Genomic DNA, 17,709 nt, shown 5'->3' on the forward strand with positions numbered 1-17,709 from the left:
GAGCGCATTATGGGATTCAATACTGCATTATCTGGCATTAAGGCCTCTGCCGATTATTTAAGTGTTACAGGTAATAATATTGCCAACGCCGATACTACAGGCTTTAAAAAGTCGCGTATTGAGTTTGATGATCTTTATAACACCAGTGTGCTTGGTGCCGGAAGTGGTAATAATATCGGTTCAGGTGTAAGCGTGAGTAAAGTCTCTCAAGAGTTCTCGTCGGGAAACTTATCTTATACTGATAACAACCTAGATCTTGCTATCGATGGTAGTGGTTTTTTTGTTATCGATGCTGGGATCGCGAATGCTTATACCCGTGCTGGTAATTTCAAGCTTGATGAAAATGGCTTCTTGGTTACTAATAGCGGTAACAATGTTCAAGGGTTTAATGCAGTAGATGGTGTGGTTGGGGGAAATTTAGCTGATTTGAAAATCCCTACCGATCGTATTCCGCCTGAGCCTACAACTTCAATGGGTTTGAAAGTCAATTTGGACTCTAAAAACGAAGATGTTCCACCTTTTATTAAAGCTATATTTGACCCTAATGATCCTGATACATACAACTTTACGCAAACGCAAGGGGTTGTTGATGGGAATGGCCAGTCACATATAGTGACGTATTATTATGCTAAAGGTGAGTTGCCAAATACTTATAAAGTGCATGCAACGGTTGATGGTAATTTAACGGATGATGCAGGATTGCCTTTTCTTGCTGAAACTTACGCTACCTTCAATACTGCCGAAGGTGGTACGGACTATAATGGTGATGGTGTTGAGGAGGCTCCATTTTCACTTCTCTATGTGGGGCCGAATGAGCCTAATTCTGTTGATGTGGCGACGGGTACTAAGGCTCCGTTAGCGGTTAGTGGGACATTGGGAGGCGCAGCTATTACGGCTACGTTGACACCTGAGGAAATTCGAGATTCAAGTATCGTTTCTCGTGAGGCTTTTGATCCACTGAACCCAGATACCTATTCGTATGGTAATACTCGAACAACGTATGACTCTTTAGGGGAGTCTCATACTTTGGGGTATTATTTTATAAAGCAGGGTGAGAATAATACTTATGAACTGCGTGTCACTATGGATGGTGAGGAAAGTTTTGTTGACCCAACAACTGGGGAAGATGCTCGATATCTGGAAAAGAATACCGCGGTTTCTTTTGATGCGGCAGGTAATCTGATGGGGGTGTATCGTGGTATATCGCCTCTTGGAATTGAACAACCAGTTCCTCTAGAAGTAAGAGGGATTGATCCAACGAACCGAGAGCGTATTACGCAGCTTGATTTGGCCGGTTCAACGCAATTTGCGCTAGCTAATACTGATACTTTTGAGCAGAACGGTTTTTCTGCTGGAGAGCTACAAGGTGTGTCCTTTGATAGTGATGGCTTGTTGATAGCTAATTATACCAACCAACAAACGGCAACACTTGGCCAGATTGCCTTGGCAACATTTGATAGTACTGACGGTTTGATGCCGTCAGGTCATACGATGTGGGTGGCAACGAAAACTTCGGGGCCTGCTGATATTGGCCGACCTAACAGTGCAACTCTAGGTAAAATTGCAGGCGGTGCGTTAGAAGAATCTAATGTTGATTTGACCGCTGAACTTGTTGCCCTTATAGAGGCGCAGCGTAATTACCAAGCTAACAGTAAAACATTAGAAACAGAAAATACTGTTACTCAGACGATAATAAATCTGCGTTAATTTTCTGGAGAGAGAAGATTTGTGGCCGAATCAGCCTTGCTGTTTCGGCCTTTTTTTTGGATTTTTTATTATTTTTATAAGTTGGTACGTTTTTTGATAGTAGTTATCTTAGTTATATAAATTCTTCTGGGAGAATTGTAGTGGATAAGGCCTTATATTTGGCAATGAGTGGTGGCGTACAAACCATGAATGCTCAAACAATACACGCTAATAATTTGGCGAACGTGAGTACAACAGGCTTTCGTTCAGATTTCGAGCAAGCTCGCTCTATGCAGGTATATGGAGACTATCATCCTAGTCGTGTCTATGCGATGACGGAGAACCCAGCAACGCGTTATACGCAAGGCGATATGATACAGACAGGCCGCAATTTGGATGTTGCCGTTGCTGGAGATGGTTTTATTGCTGTTTATGATGAAAGTGGGCAAGAGGCTTATACTCGAGCTGGTGATTTTCAAATTAATGCCGCAGGGCAATTAGTAACAGGAAGAGGTTTGCCAGTTGCTGGTGTAGGTGGGCCTATTTTTTTGCCACCTGCTGATAGTATTAACATTACCGCTGATGGTTCTATTTCTATTGTTCCTCAAGGTGGCGCAAATAACGAAGTTGCGGTGCTAAACCAGATTAAATTGGTCAATCCAGATAAACAAAATTTACGCAAAGAAGAAGACGGATTGATTCATACACGTGATGGTCAAGCGTTAGACGCTGATCCGAATGTGCAATTGGTCAGTGGTTTTATCGAAGGTAGTAACGTGAATGCGGTAGAAGAAATGACGCACATTATGAACTTAGCGCGCCGATTCGAAATGAATGTGAAGATGATGGATACCATTCGAGATAACGCCGACTCTTCAGCTCGTATATTACAACGTACCGCTTAATAGCGATCTAGAATAGCGTTGCAAATAACATAAAGAATAACGGAATTTAAAAAGAGGCTTTTATGAATTCAGCATTATGGGTCAGTAAAACCGGTTTGAGTGCGATGGATAAGCAATTAAACGTAGTAGCCAACAACTTGGCAAACGTTTCAACCACGGCGTTTAAAAAAGATAGAGCTGTATTTGAAGATCTGATGTACAAAACCGTACGTGCGCCAGGCGGCCTGAGTGCTCAGAACGCAGAATTGCCATCAGGTTTGCAGTTAGGTACTGGTGTAAAAGTTGGAGCAACACAAAAAGATTTCTCCAATGGCGACTATAATATGACGGATAGACAGCTTGATATTGCTATTCAGGGGAAAGGTTTCTTGCAAGTGTTACAACCAGATGGAACCATTGCTTATACGCGTAATGGTAGTCTTCAATTAAATAGCCAAGGTCAACTGGCGACTTCTGGTGGGCTAGTGCTTGAGCCTGGAATTCAAATTGATCCAGATGTCATTGAAATTATGATTGCCGAAGATGGTATCGTATCTGTCCGTAAGAACGGTGATGCGGATGCTCAACAAGTGGGGGCTATTAATATTGCTGGGTTTATTAACCCAACAGGGTTAAGTTCTGCAGGGCAAAACTTATTTACAGAGACGAATGCTAGTGGACCACCATTAGTTGGTGTACCTGGAACTGACTCTTTAGGTACTATAGCTCAGGGAATGCTTGAGGCCTCCAACGTCAATTCTATTGAAGAACTTGTCAATATGATCACGACGCAGAGGGCCTATGAAATGAACTCAAAAGTCATAGCGTCTGCCGATGGTATGATGAGCTTTGCAATACAGCAGTTATAGTAACGTGTGGAATATGATGAAGATTAAATTTGCGTTCTTGGTTTTGTTAAGTGCTTGTTTGTCCGGTTGTCTCTCTTGGGATGTTAACGAACAAGCGGTTGCCAATGCAGCAGCGGCTGGAGCGGCGGCGGCTGCAACGGATGCGGTTATTGACGCAGTTGCTGGTGATAATAGTGAAACACCAGCAGAACCTTCATCAGATGTTCCGCGTAAAGGTTTTGTGCCAGACCCTAATGACCCATTAAATGGACCTAATATTAGTCAATCCATTCAGTCGGATGATCCTTATTATGCGCCTGTGTACCCTAATGGTATGAATCCTTCGCAAGCACCAACTGGCGGTATTTACCAAACCAGTATGGGGGATGTATTTTTTGGCGATCAGAAAGCCAGTAAAGTGGGGGATATATTAACCATTAATTTGAATGAAACGACGACATCAACCAAAGCTAACGCTGCAACCGTTTCTAAGTCCTCTTCGGCAACGATTGAAAATCCAACGGTATTAGGTCAAGAGTTAAAAATGGATACAACGCTCCCTCAGCAAGGAACTGATTTTTCAGGTAATGCATCGGCGAATCAAAATAATAGTTTAAGTGGAACGATTTCGGTGACTGTCTATAGAGCCTATCCAAATGGCTTGTTGGCAGTGCGTGGAGAGAAATGGCTACGTTTAAATCAAGGAGACGAATACATTCGTTTCTCTGGGATAGTGCGCAAACAAGATATCTCTCCAAACAATACAGTAGAATCTGAGCGTGTTGCTGATGCGAGAATAACGTATTCTGGAACGGGAGATGTTGCCGCAGGAAGCGAGCAAGGCTGGGTTAGTCGTTTACTTAACTCTAGTGATATGCCTTATTAAATTAATGATCTAACAACTGATAGGTTTGTTCCTTTCAATAGGTGATGTGATGAAACACATAGCGCTAATTGTCTTATATTTTTTATCTTTTTCTGTTCAGGCTGAGCGTCTGAAGGACATTGCTAGTGTTCAGGGCGTCCGAGAAAACCAATTGTTTGGTTATGGCCTGGTGATTGGTCTTAATGGAACGGGTGATAGTACAGCTTTCACCAATCAGAGCTTTGCTAGCATGCTGTCTCGTTTTGGTGTGACCTTGCCAGAAGGTGTGAATGCGACGTCTAAAAATGTAGCTGCGGTTTCTTTAACGGCTACTTTGCCTGCTTTCTCTAAGCCAGGTCAAAAAATTGATGTGACGGTTTCATCTATTGGCAACGCGAGTGCGTTACGTGGTGGGACGCTGCTGTTATCAACCTTAAAAGGTGCTGATGGTGCCGTTTATGCGATTGCTCAAGGCAATTTAGTGGTTGGTGGTTTGGGTGCCAACGGAGCGGATGGTTCACGAACCACGGGCAATGTCCCTACAGTTGGCCGTATACCCAATGGTGCAAGTGTAGAGCGTATCGTTCCTAGTAGTTTTAATACGGGTGACACCTTGACGTTTAATCTTAATCGCCCTGACTTTACTACAGCAAAGCAAGTCACTGATAAAATTAATAATCTTCTAGGACCTGGTGTAGCGACGACACTAGACGCTACATCGATTCGAGTGTCTGCACCAAGAGATTCGAGTCAGCGTGTTACTTATTTATCAATTTTGGAAAACCTAGATGTTGAAGTCGCAGAAGAGCGTGCGCGCATCGTTGTTAACTCTAGGACAGGAACCATTATTATTGGTCAGCACGTGAAAGTATCCCCAGCAGCAATTACACATGGTAGCTTAACGGTGACTATCAAGGAAGTGCCACCAGTTGTTGGAAAAGACGGCACTATCACTGGTGGGCAGACTATTGTGTCGCCACGAGAAGGAATTGAAATTGCACCAAATAGCGGTCATATGTTTGTGTTTGATCCAGGTGCTTCGCTCGATGACATTGTACGTGCCGTTAATCAAGTCGGTGCGGCACCGGGTGATGTTATGGCAATTTTGGAAGGCTTAAAGCAAGCCGGTGCAATTAACGCTGATTTAGTGGTGATATAGATTTGGTTATGAACTCAGTACCGCCAAAGCAAGATTTTTTTGCTGATTTTTCTACGCTAACCGATTTAAAGACCAAGGCGCAAAAAGATCCTGATGCTGCGTTAAAAGACGTTGCTCAGCAGTTTGAGTCTATCTTTATTAATATGCTGCTGAAAAATATGCGTAGTACGAATGAAGCGATTGGCAGTGGCCTATTTTCCAGTGCTCAAACCAAGCAATATCAAGAGATGATGGATTCACAGATGTCCCAGAGTATGGCTCAGTCTGGTGGTATTGGGCTATCCGAGGCTCTGATTCGACAGTACCAAACTAAACAGCAAGGTCTAATCAGTTCACCAGAAGCAAAAGAGCGAGGTGATACCGACTTCTTGAATCAAGTTGCAAAACAAGATTTGGTTCGAATTCAAGCTTTGGCCCACCGTGCTTCTACTGAATTTATCCAATCAGTTCAGCAGGAGGTAGAGCAAAAGTCCCAAAATGTTTCTTCTACAGGATCTTCTTCCGCACCCTCAGCACTTTCCGTGGTATTTGGGTCGCCAGATGAGTTTGTTGAAAATCTATGGCCACATGCTCAGCAGGCCGCTGAGAAACTAGGCGTAAATCCCAAAGCAATATTGGCTCAAGCTGCGCTAGAGACGGGTTGGGGGAAATATCCGATTGCTAAAGAAGATGGCGCAGCGAGTTTTAATTTATTCGGTATAAAAGCAGATAGCCGCTGGCAAGGCGATAGGGCGGTTGTAAATACCTTAGAGTTTCGTGATGGCGTGGCAAAGCGTGAAAAAGCGGCGTTTCGTGCTTATGATTCTTTTTCGCAAAGCTTTGATGATTATGCGATTTTTTTATCTTCTAGTGAGCGGTATAAAGATGCCTTGCGGGCTGGGGATGATGCGTCAATGTTTGCCGCTTCTTTGCAAAAAGGCGGCTACGCAACGGATCCAAAGTACTCTGAAAAAATTGACAATATCCTTTCAAGTAAGTGGTTTCAAGGTTTGTAATAATAAAGCCACTCAATTCTCAGCGTTGGTAAAGTTCTTGCATTAATAGCCGATAGAGCTAAAGAAGAGCTCAAGGTTATTTTTGAAAAACGTACTAGGGGTGTGAGCTATGGGCTCAAATTTATATTCAATTGGTTTGTCTGGACTACTGTCTAGTAATGCCCGTATTAATACGACTGGGCAAAATACAGCCAATGTGGATACAGAGGGCTATAGTCGTCAAAGAACCGATACCGCTAGTTCGCCTGTTGGTGGCGTTGTGCTTCGTGATACCTCGCGCCTTGTTGATAATTTTGTTAGCGCTCAGGTGCGATCTGATACTTCAGACTTTTCCTATTATGATACTTATCATTCTTTGATGACTATGTCTGATAACTTGTTAGCTGAAGATAGTATTTCTCTCTCTGGTTATTTGGATAAAGCTTTTAGCGCGTTGCAGGCTGCAAATAATGATCCTACCTCATCATCGTTAAGACAGCTTGCACACTCTAGTTTGAATAACCTGGTGGGACAGTATAAAGCACTTTCTAACATGGTGAGTGGTCAAGAGAGTCTGGTTGATCAACAACTGACAACATCTTTAGCTGACATTAACTCTATCACTACTAGAATTTCTAATTTGAACGTCAAAATACTCAGAGAAGAGGGGTTATCAATTTCTCCTGCAAATGAGTTACGAGACCAGCAGGAGCTGCTAGCGAAAGATCTTTCTAAGTATTTGGACATCAATGCGCAATTTAATGACGATGGATTAATGACGATTCAGCTAGCCAATGGTCAACCATTAGTGATGGATCAAACACCAACAGAATTAAAGGTGGTTCCTAATCAGTTAAACCCAAAAAAGATTGATTTGGTCGTAAGTTTTGGTGATTACAATGTCGCTTTAAAAAGCGATAGTCTTGGTGGTAGTGTTGGTGGTTTAGTGGATTTTCGCTCCGAGTTTAGTGAATATGCAGATCGTACTCTAGGTCAGAGTGCTATTGCTATATCGGATGCTATGAATATGCAGAATGGTAAAGGTCTTGATGCGAACGGAGATTTTGGTAAAGACTTGTTCTCGTTGGAAGATATAAGTGTTTATTCTAGCCCTGATAATACTCATAAATTATCTGATTTTTCCGTTAGAGTATCAGCAGGAGAAGCCTCCAAAATCACTACAGATACTTATGAATTCACCAGAACAGACGATAATCGATTTGCGATAAAAAAATACGACTTAAACGGTAATGCTGTTGGTAAGTCGACAATATTTGACCCTTCTAATATGACTCCAGATAGCAATGGCTATTATAAAATTGAAGAGTTAGGTTTAGATATTAGGGTGAAAGATTTTAATATTATCGATCACGATGATGTCTTTAGCTTTGCCCCTTCAGCGGGGGCGGCAGCGGGCTTAAATTTGAAAATTAAAAGTGGCGATAATATTGCCTTGAGTGCGCCTGTAGGTGTGTCTACGAGTTCGGATAATTTATCCGAGGCCAGAATATCTTTATCTTCTGTTACAAATACTAAACCAGCGACTTCTGCGTTTGCATCTGATGGCTCTCTGTATCCTAGTGCTCCTCATTCAATTTATTTTACATCACCTAATTCATATGTCGTTCGTGATGCTTCTGGGGTGGAGATTGCCTCAGTAGATAATGTTTTTGAGTATACAGATTTACTTGAAAAGGCAGGATTGTCCCAAGATGCTGGGTTTGATGTGTCTGTATCATCTAAACCACAGTCAGGCGATGAGTTTTCTATCAGTACGGATGAAATTGGCCAATCTGATAATTTTAATGGATTGGCGTTAGTGGATTTACAAAATCAGTCGTTAGTGGAAGGAAAAGCGAGTTTAGTCAAAGCATTTGCGGGTTTTATTTCCTATGTTGGAGCAAAAACAGCTGAAGTGGCTGGTCATGCAGAATCTAGTGAAGTGATTATGAACGATAGTGTCAATCGTCGCGACAGGTTGTCGGCGGTAAGTCTTGATGAGGAGGCGGTGAATCTTATGAAATACCAACAATCTTATTCCGCATCAGCGCAAGTCGTTACAGCTGCTCGTACGACGTTTGAAACTTTACTAGGGATTATGAGGTAAGTTTATGCGAGTGACGAATAATTTAATTTATGGTCAGTCGAGCCGGGCGATTGGCCAAGCAAATGAAAAAATCCTTAGCGCTCAAGAAAAAATTTCGGCACAAACTGATATTGTTAGACCGAGTGATAACCCTGTGGGTGCTAGTCAAATATTGATGTATGAAGGTAATAGTAATCGCCTAAAAATTTTTGACGAATCTATTAAAATGGCTACGAGCCATCTTGAATATCAAGAAGTAGCGTTAGATAGTTTGAATGATTCTATGGATGATGCTCACTCTCTTCTTATCCAAGCGCAAAATGATGCGAATACTCAAGCTGATATCGATGCAATTGTTCAAGAGGTTGCTTTGATTACAGAATCAATGGCTGAGTTAATGAATTCTAAAAGTGCTGATGGGAACTATATCTTTGCAGGGACTGATACGCAGGGACCACCATTTATTTTAGATGGTCAAGGTCGTTATCAATGGGCCGGCAATGAAGGGCAAAAGTATGCCCAAATATCCGAGAATATGAAAATACCTGTTACTGATTCTGGGAAAAAACTCTTTCAGGATATTTGGACTAGTCGTACTTTTTCTGCGCAATTATTAGCTGGGGATGTATCGTTTTCTGCTAAAGTAGAGAATCAAGGAGATTTCGATAAATTTATGGAGGATAACTATGATCCTGAAAATCCTCTTTCGAATGTATTTACTATAACCACGACACCAATTGTTCCGGCAGGAAATACTCCGCCAGTTGTTGCAGACGCGAATCTAGGGGCAGACTCGAAAGAAGATTTAGACAGACAGCGAGCCTTTGATGGTACTCCAGGAACCTATAGCATCACTAATAATTTAGGTGAGGTGGTATCTTCTGGATTGTATACAGCAGGTAAGCCAATTACTTTCAGTGGTATGTCATTTCTTATGAGAGGTGCGCCAGGAGCGACGGCTGGTATTTCTTTAGATAAACCTAGACGTGATAATGTATTAAACGAAATTAATGACACTCTTGCTGTGCTAAGTGATAATAATTCTACAAAGGGGCAGCGAGAAGCTGCTTTCTCTGACGCTACTACCAGTATTAAAAATGCTCAGCGTATGGTTAGTGAAGGGCGATCCTCAGTAGGGTCTCGTTTGAATATTCTTCGAGATAGAGAGAATTTTAGTTCAGCAAATCAATTATCGAATGCCGTTACTCAAGATCGTGTTGGAGGGTTAGATATTGCCGCCGCAGCGACAGAATTATCTATGAAAGAATCTGCACTCAGCGCTTCACAAAAAGTGTTTACTCGTATGAGTAATCTTTCTCTATTTAATAAAATGTAAGCTCTAGGGTGTAAGGTAAAAGATGTCAGTATTTAAAATGGAGTCCTGTTTTGGGGCTGATATCAATGTTGGGTATTTCGACATACATGAAATACTTGATATCTTAGAAATTAAAGATAAGGTTGTTGGAAGTAAGCGTGTTCAAAGCCTTATAAAACTCCATGGTAGAAAAGATCGAATTGTTGGTATCGCTATGCGCCAACTAGCATTTGATTTATTGCGTCCAACATTAGATTCTGAATTCCTTCCTTATGATCCGTATTTTTCTGATGGTAAATTATTAAATAGCCGACGCGAGCGTCTTTATGATGCACAGGAGCGGTTTCTTATTTTGTGCATGTCTATTGCGAGCGGTCGCTCTGTCAGAAGTCTTAAAAAGCTTAATCCTGATCTAAATACAAAAGATTTACGTAGTAAGCATGGCAGAGGTCAAAGCCTTTTTCGCTACTTTAGACAAGAACTAAACGAGCAGACAAGAGAATATATCCTTAGTTACAAAGCTCGAATGGATAAAAGTGGTGACTTAAATAAAGAGGCTGCGATTGATAGCTCAAATCCGGCTGTTGAAGTGGAGCAACAAACATTAAAGTCTGCAGTGCTTAGAAAAACGCCTGTAGAAAGTAAATTCACTCCCACTTCATTTGATGATGAAACTATCACGGCACTTAAAATATTTAAGGATGGATATTCTTTATTGTCTACTCAGGTGGAACGCTTTAAGCGTGGTGAACAGTTAGAAATGCTGGAACTTATGAAGTTTTGTCGTCGGCTTATTGACTCTCATACTCGTAATAACTTTTCCTTAATGGCAATACGTCATATCAAAGATGCTTCAATTTACTTGGAGCAGCATGCCATGGGTATGGCTGTGCTTGGTATTCATTTTGCCAAAGCAATGAAATTATCAAGTGCTTATGTTGAGGTGATTACGCTTGGCGCTTTGTTGTTTGATTTGGGGCGCTTTCGTTTACCGATAGCCATGGTAACAAAAACCACAAAAATGACGGATAGCGAGTTTGATTTATTTCGTAAACATATCCAGTTCGGAGAGCAAATATTACAAAAATGCGACGGCGTTCCTAAGGCGGTTTATCAGATGCTGTCTGATCACCATGAAAAAATTGATGGCTCAGGTTATCCTGCGGGTAAACAAGATCAAGAAATTTCAGTCTATGGGAAAATAGCAGCGATCATTGATGCCTATGATGCCATGACATCAGAACAACCTCACAAACCTTCTATAGGGCCAATTAAGGCGTGCCAGCAGATGCGCAAAGAGTCAGGTTTAGCATTTGATAAGCAGCTACTTGCGGTTTTTTTAAAAAGCATTGGTAGTATTCCAGTTGGTTCTTGTGTTTCCCTATCTAACGGGCGTGTTGGGTTTGTTTTGACGCTGAATAAATTATTTCAGCCTTCTTTGGTTCGTCAGGTTTATAGCACTACTAATAAGGCATTTATAGAAGCATCTGATATTGAGTTGAATAAATCAGCGAACTTAAGGACAGAGGTTTCTATCGAAAAAGAGGTGGATCCTCAAGTATTTGGTTTGCAGTTTATTAATCATATTTCATAATTTCACCGTTCACCGTTCACCGTTCACCGTTCACCGTTCACCGTTCACCGTTCACCGTTCACCGTTCACCGTTCACCGTTCACTGAGAGATAGATCGTTAGATGTCTATGTATTTTTTATGTCTTTTTTTAAGTCTTTCTCGTGTTTTTCACTTTTATTCTTAAAGTTATTTGCGTTGGGTTCGATAACTGTTGGTACCGCTTTTTTTGAGTTAAGAAAATGTAAGAAATTCAAAAAAAGTATAAAAAAATATTAAAGATCAGCGCTAAGGTGTCGATAACTTTAATAAGAGACAAAAACCAAATAACTAATTAAATCAAAAGGTTGTCTCGTTAAAAAAATGTTTTTAGGAGAGAAAAAATGGCTTTATATGTAAATACAAATGTATCCTCGCTTAATGCTCAGCGATCGCTTACTAGTTCAAGTCGAGATCTTGATACTGCTTATCAGCGTTTATCATCAGGTCTTCGTATTAATAGTGCAGCAGATGACGCAGCAGGTCTTCAAATATCAGATCGTTTGACTTCACAGATTAATGGTTTGAATCAATCAGTGCGAAACGCAAACGATGGTATTTCTTTAGCTCAAACAGCTGAAGGTGCTATGGATGAAACGACAAGCATGCTTCAACGTATGCGTACCTTGTCTATCCAGGCGGCAAACGGCTCAAACTCAGACAAAGACCGTGTAGCTCTACAACAAGAGATGGCACAATTATCAGAAGAAATTAACCGTATTGCAGACACCACTACATTTGGTGGCGCCAACTTATTAGATGGTACTTTTCAAGGTGTTTTCCAAGTTGGTGCCGATGCAAACCAAACTATCAGCTTTACTTTGCAGTCTGGTGGTGCCAATCAATCTATTGATTACTTGGGAAATAATGGTTTTACCATGTCAGGACTGTCAAGTCAGGCTCAAGTACAGGTTGATGTAACAACGGCATCTGTTTCTAGTATGTTGAATGCTCAGTCCATGATTGGAATCTTGGATACTATGATATCTGCGGTGGATTCTAAGCGAGCAGAACTAGGTGCGATACAAAACCGATTTAGTTCTACTATTACCAACTTGAGTAATATTTCTGAAAACGTATCTTCAGCTCGTGCTCGAGTTCGAGACGCCGATTTTGCTCAAGAAACAGCTAATCTTACTAGTCAGCAAATTTTGCAACAGGCAAGTAGTACTATTCTTGCTCAAGCAAATCAGCGCCCTCAGACCGCATTATCTTTATTAGGTAATTAATTTATACAAAATAGCATGATATGAAGCCGCACTAGATTGCAGCTTTTGCAAACGATTCGAGTTCGTCTCGGAAAATGGGCTACTTCTCTCTCCTAGAGGTGCCTTTTATGCCGGGTGATTTTTTCACCCGGCTTTTTTTTGCCCAAATGGTGTGTTTTTGTGCATTTTTGATGATTTTGGGCGGTTTAGGTGAAGGATATTGAGGCTTATGCCACAGGTGATTATTGAGGATACCGGTCACGGTATATGTTATCTCGCTCTTGATCGGCTTTGAGATGGGCTTTTAGTGGTTAGGTTCGCAGCTAGAAATAAATAGTTCTGAATAGAGCAAGCTCCAGCGAATTGAGTTGTGCTGAATGAACGTTGGCGATGACTTGCTTCGTTTATAAAGAAGGTTGTTGTGGTCGCGTGATTAGTGGTTTTTTTATTGACAGCACAGCTGCGTCTTTTTTTTTGCAGCCATGATTGGCCAATACAGCGCGTTGATGTTGAGGAAGTGAGAATTAATGACAGTTTTCTTTTTTAACCTTTCGAATAGATTGCGGACTTGAACGAGACGTGGTCGTTTGTTAGCGCAGCAGCCTGTGTTTTTGGCCTATTTGGATCAGGGATGGCCTGTGTCTGAAAGGTGGGGGGAAAATTATTGTTTAGATTATTAAAAAGGCACAGCTGCGTCTTTTTTTGCAGTCATGATTGGCCAATAAAGTGTGTTGAGGAAATGAGAATTGATGGCAGTTTTCTTTTTTAACCTTTCGAATAGATTGCGACCGTGAACGCGGAGTGGCCATTCGTTGGTGCAATAGTCGGTTTTTTGACTTATTTACATCAGGGTGGCCTGTGGCTGAAAGGTGGGCGAAATTTCGTTTTTTTTGGATTTTTCGAACGGCATAGCTGCGTCTTTTTTTTGCAGCCATGATTGGCCAATAAAGTGTGTTGATGTTGAGGAAATGAGAATTGATGGCAGTTTTCTTTTTTAACCTTTCGAATAGATTGCGACCGTGAACGCGGAGTGGTCATTCGTTGGCGCAATAGTCGGTTTTTTGACTTATTTACATCAGGGGAAGCCTGTGGCTGAAAGGTGGGCGAAATTTCGTTTTTCGGATTTTTCGAACGGCACAGCTGCGTCTTTTTCCGCAGCTTTGAGAGTCGGATTAAGCGTATTGATTTTGAGGGATTGAGGCTGATGACAGTTTTCTGACTTATTTATATCAGGGAAAGCCTGTAGCTGAAAGGTGGGTGACATTTCGTTTTTCGGACTTTTCGAACGGTACGGCAGCGTCTTTTTTTTGCAGCCTTGATAGTCGGATTAAATGTATTGATTTTGAGGAATTGAGGTTGAAGGCGTTTCTTTTTTAACCTTTTGAATAGATTGTGGCCGTGAACGCAGCGTTGTCGATTGTTGATGCAATAGTCGGTTTTTTGGCCTATTTGCATCTGGTTTGCACCAGGGGAAATCTATGGCTGAAGAATGGGAAAATTTTGTTTTCTAATTTTTCGAACGGCACAGCTGCGTCTTTTGTCAGTTGTTGGATTAGCTGCAGGCGATTCTATCTTGAATGATTGCTGGAAGTGAGTTGTTTTTCAGGCGGCAATTTTTGGGCTCTTTTTAATTGGAGTGTCACTTTAATGGTACGGGGTTGCCGCCTTGTTTGGTAGGGATCGGTAGTGTAGCGAAAGTTTTTTGTCAGCTTGCCTACCTAGAAAAGAATTTAAAAGGCTCTTTTGGGCGTGTTTTTATGGATATTTAGGGTAAAAAACACCTTATTTTAAAAAAAGTGCAAATAAATTTGATTGTTTTAAATTCATTTTAAAACAATTAGTTAGGCATTAATTTGCCGCAATGCGGGATACCTTTCTCCGTTATGGGGAAAAAAAATTCCCAAATTGACTAAAGGTTTTCAGATTCTTGTCGAAAACCTTATACGATCTGCTTTTTTGCAGGATTTAATAAAACCTAGGAGGCTATGATGGCTCTTTATGTAAACACTAATACCTCATCTTTAAGTGCACAGCGCCAGCTAATGGGCTCAGCTAAATCTTTGGATACATCTTTCGAACGTTTGTCTTCTGGTTTACGTATTAACAGTGCTTCTGATGATGCGGCAGGTCTACTTATCTCTAACCGTTTAACCTCTCAGGTAAATGGCTTGAATCAGTCTGTACGTAACGCTAACGATGGTATTTCTTTGGCGCAAACTGCAGAGGGTGCGTTAGATGAAACAACAAACATGTTGCAGCGTATGCGTACGCTATCTATCCAGGCATCAAACGGTTCTAACTCAGATAAAGACCGTGCAGCCATTCAACAAGAAGTAAGTCAGCTTTCTACTGAGATTAACCGTATCGCTTCTGATACAACTTTCGGTGGTGAGAATTTATTAGATGGTACTTACACTGGTATCTTCCAAGTTGGTGCAGACTCAAATCAAACTATTAGCTTTAACCTAACTGACGGTGGTGTTAATAACACAATCGATTATGCGGGTAACGGTGGTTTCACTATGTCCGGCCTATCCAGTAGTTCTACTACAGCGCAGGTCAGTGTATCGACGGCTTCCGTATCGACTGTAGCTAATGCTCAAAGTATGGTTGATACATTAGACACTATGATTGCTGCGGTTGACTCAAAGCGTTCTGAATTGGGTGCCATTCAAAACCGTTTTGGCTCTACAATCAGTAACTTGAGTAACATTACTGAGAACGTATCTGCTGCTCGTGCTCGTGTACGTGATGCCGATTTCGCAGAGGAAACTGCTAAGCTAACAAGCTCTCAGATTCTTCAGCAAGCAAGTTCATCTATCTTGGCTCAAGCAAATCAGCGTCCACAAACTGCTTTGTCTCTATTGGGTTAAGTATTATTGGTAGCGGAAAGCTGGGACCTAGTCCCGGCTTTTGTCTATTTGGGGGAACTCTGATATGTCTATTAATGCCAGTGATTTTTCTAAGCAGGGTCTCAATTACTCTTTGAAGCCAGAACAGCGTGCCGCAGAAGATTTTGCCGCACTACGCCAAGCCAATGCTAAAGTTGTACAAAATACGGCCGACATAAGCAGAGCAGATAAAGATAATCGAAATTCGCAAAACTTTAATTCGTCTACCAAGATCGAACCACATGATGTTGAGATCATGAATCAAAAAATGTCTCAATTAAATGTGCATTTAACCTTTGAAATTACAGAAGACAGAGCGCAAAATATCGTAAAAGTATTAGATCAGACAACGGGGGATGTGGTACGCCAAATACCTACAGAAGAGTTTCTTAAAATGTCTGATAGAATAGATGCTATTATGAGCCAACTAAGTGATATCAAGGGAACCTTGGTAAACAGTGAGGTTTGATAATAGATAATGTAGGTGTCAGGAGATAAAGTTATGTCGGTAGGCTCATTGGGTGCGGGGTCTGGTATTGATCTAGAATCCCTTGTTAAGCAAATGGTGAGTGCTCAAAAAGATGCTAAAGTAAAACTTTATCAAGATAGAATTGATGGCTACGAAGCTGAATTGTCTGCATTAGGCAGAGTTGGCTCTGCTATTGATACTTTTAAATCTTCTGTTAAAGCTCTAAATGATGATGAGCTTTTTACTGGGCGTGATGCAAAAATCGCCCAAACAGAAGGTGAAGAAGTTATTGCCATTACGACAGATAATACTGCTTCTAATGGTTCTTATGCTATTGATGTAAATCAGCTAGCAAAGGGCAGTCGAGTCATGTCGGCGCCTGGTACTTTTTCCTCTGCGGATGATGTTGTTACTAAACAAGATTCGCGTCTTACCTTTAAAGCTGGTAGCAACGAGTTTTCTATTACCGTTGATGCTGGCACTACTTTATCCGAACTTCGTAATCAAATTAATACATCAGAAGATAACTTCGGTGTGTCTGCTAATTTAGTTGACGATGGTAACGGTAACTTATTCTTCACGGCTACATCTGCAATTCAGGGTGCTGCAAATACACTTAAAATTATCAATACTTCTATTGTGAGAGACGAGAATGGCAACATTATCGATAATCCTATAGAAGAAAATGTAGATAACACGGTTGAGGATGCTCCAATTGAGGAACAATCCGAGCCAATTGTTGATGAGAAAGATGAGCTGGATCTAGCGGGAGATGATGTCGATTTTGCCAATGATGGGCCAATTCCTGCAGATGAAGAAAAAGATATAGTAGAGTCAGAAAGTGATCCTGTGTCTGTTGATGATAAAGATGCAGCAGATATTGCCGATAAAAAACAGGCCTCTACTATCGCAAACAGTGCCGTTATTGGTTTGGATCGTATTTCGACTGAAGGTATATCAGCTGGTTTATATACGCCTTTGGGAGATGAAGCACGCGATGCGATTATTACCGTAGATGGCATTCAAATTAGAAATGATACTAATACGTTTGATAACGCAGTTGCTGGATTGTCGATTGAAGCATTAGCGCCAACAGATAAGACCACAAAGGTTGAGATCAGCTTTGATCAAAAAACAGTGCAAGAAACCATAGAAGAGTTTATTGCTTCTTACAATGATGTTATTGGGGTGTTACAAGCTAGTTCAGATAAAGGCGCTGTTTTAAATGGCAATAGCGTGGTTCGGAATTTGCAGTCCTCTTTATCTACTCAATTAATGAGTAGTCATGGCAATTCTGGAGTCTTTACTTCTATTTTCGATCTCGGTGTGAAAATGGATAACAAAGGTAAGCTTAGTTTTGATAATGCTAAGTTTGATAACGCTATGAAAAAAGGCTATAGCGATATAGCGCCATTGATTGCTGGAGATAATGGTTTAGCCCAGTCATTAGAAAATCTACTTGATAACTATACGGGCTCAAGCGGAATGACAAATTCATTAAAGGATTCGGTTCGTCGGTCGATAGATAGTACAGAAGGAGCGTTAGAATCTTATGAAGACCGCATGGTCAAATATGAAGAATCTCTCCGTTCTAAGTTTACAAGTTTAGATTCTCGTCTTGCGAATATGAATGCACAAGGTGGCTATTTGAATTCTGTATTGGCAAAAATGTAAATTGTTTTAAATTGTAATACACGTATTAAATGGGGTTGTC

General features: G+C 41.1%; 13 protein-coding genes. All 13 read left to right on the top strand.

Annotated features, from left to right (window positions below; genetic code table 11):
- The first annotated feature begins 9 nt into the window (after positions 1 to 9).
- Positions 10 to 1,707, top strand: a complete 1,698-nt coding sequence (locus tag B6N13_RS17270) for a flagellar hook-basal body complex protein (protein WP_012071247.1) — start codon at positions 10 to 12, stop codon at positions 1,705 to 1,707.
- Positions 1,708 to 1,847: 140 nt separating this feature from the next.
- Positions 1,848 to 2,591 (top strand): flagellar basal-body rod protein FlgF, encoded by a 744-nt coding sequence (flgF, locus tag B6N13_RS17275; protein ID WP_012071246.1) that lies wholly within the window; start codon positions 1,848 to 1,850, stop codon positions 2,589 to 2,591.
- 62 nt (positions 2,592 to 2,653) lie between these two features.
- Positions 2,654 to 3,439 carry a flagellar basal-body rod protein FlgG gene (gene flgG / locus B6N13_RS17280; protein WP_012071245.1) on the top strand — a complete coding sequence of 262 codons (786 nt, stop codon included), beginning with the start codon at positions 2,654 to 2,656 and terminating at the stop codon, positions 3,437 to 3,439.
- 13 nt (positions 3,440 to 3,452) lie between these two features.
- Positions 3,453 to 4,304, top strand: coding sequence for a flagellar basal body L-ring protein FlgH (locus B6N13_RS17285; protein ID WP_012071244.1), 852 nt, complete (start codon positions 3,453 to 3,455; stop codon positions 4,302 to 4,304).
- A gap of 49 nt (positions 4,305 to 4,353) precedes the next feature.
- Positions 4,354 to 5,442, top strand: coding sequence for a flagellar basal body P-ring protein FlgI (locus tag B6N13_RS17290; RefSeq protein WP_169460100.1), 1,089 nt, complete (start codon positions 4,354 to 4,356; stop codon positions 5,440 to 5,442).
- Positions 5,443 to 5,450: 8 nt separating this feature from the next.
- A complete protein-coding gene (gene flgJ, locus B6N13_RS17295; RefSeq protein ID WP_169460101.1) occupies positions 5,451 to 6,437 on the top strand; it encodes a flagellar assembly peptidoglycan hydrolase FlgJ in 987 nt (328 codons plus the stop codon).
- Positions 6,438 to 6,546: 109 nt separating this feature from the next.
- Positions 6,547 to 8,523 carry a flagellar hook-associated protein FlgK gene (gene flgK / locus B6N13_RS17300; protein ID WP_169460102.1) on the top strand — a complete coding sequence of 659 codons (1,977 nt, stop codon included), beginning with the start codon at positions 6,547 to 6,549 and terminating at the stop codon, positions 8,521 to 8,523.
- A gap of 4 nt (positions 8,524 to 8,527) precedes the next feature.
- Positions 8,528 to 9,838 (top strand): flagellar hook-associated protein FlgL, encoded by a 1,311-nt coding sequence (gene flgL, locus B6N13_RS17305; RefSeq protein ID WP_169460103.1) that lies wholly within the window; start codon positions 8,528 to 8,530, stop codon positions 9,836 to 9,838.
- Positions 9,839 to 9,860: 22 nt separating this feature from the next.
- Positions 9,861 to 11,411 carry an HD domain-containing phosphohydrolase gene (locus B6N13_RS17310; RefSeq protein ID WP_012071239.1) on the top strand — a complete coding sequence of 517 codons (1,551 nt, stop codon included), beginning with the start codon at positions 9,861 to 9,863 and terminating at the stop codon, positions 11,409 to 11,411.
- A gap of 360 nt (positions 11,412 to 11,771) precedes the next feature.
- A complete protein-coding gene (locus B6N13_RS17315; protein WP_012071238.1) occupies positions 11,772 to 12,656 on the top strand; it encodes a flagellin in 885 nt (294 codons plus the stop codon).
- A gap of 1,967 nt (positions 12,657 to 14,623) precedes the next feature.
- On the top strand, positions 14,624 to 15,508 hold the full coding sequence (locus tag B6N13_RS17320; RefSeq protein WP_012071237.1) for a flagellin: 885 nt from the start codon (positions 14,624 to 14,626) through the stop codon (positions 15,506 to 15,508).
- A gap of 64 nt (positions 15,509 to 15,572) precedes the next feature.
- The gene (locus B6N13_RS17325) at positions 15,573 to 15,995 is read left to right on the top strand and encodes a flagellar protein FlaG (RefSeq protein WP_012071236.1); all 423 of its coding nucleotides are present in this window, start codon (positions 15,573 to 15,575) and stop codon (positions 15,993 to 15,995) included.
- A 33-nt stretch (positions 15,996 to 16,028) separates the two neighbouring features.
- Entirely contained in the window at positions 16,029 to 17,669 is a 1,641-nt protein-coding gene (fliD, locus tag B6N13_RS17330; RefSeq protein WP_169460104.1) for a flagellar filament capping protein FliD, read from the top strand.
- Positions 17,670 to 17,709: the final 40 nt, after the last annotated feature.

Origin of the sequence: Marinomonas sp. UCMA 3892, assembly GCF_012726345.1 — a bacterium.
Lineage (GTDB): Bacteria > Pseudomonadota > Gammaproteobacteria > Pseudomonadales > Marinomonadaceae > Marinomonas.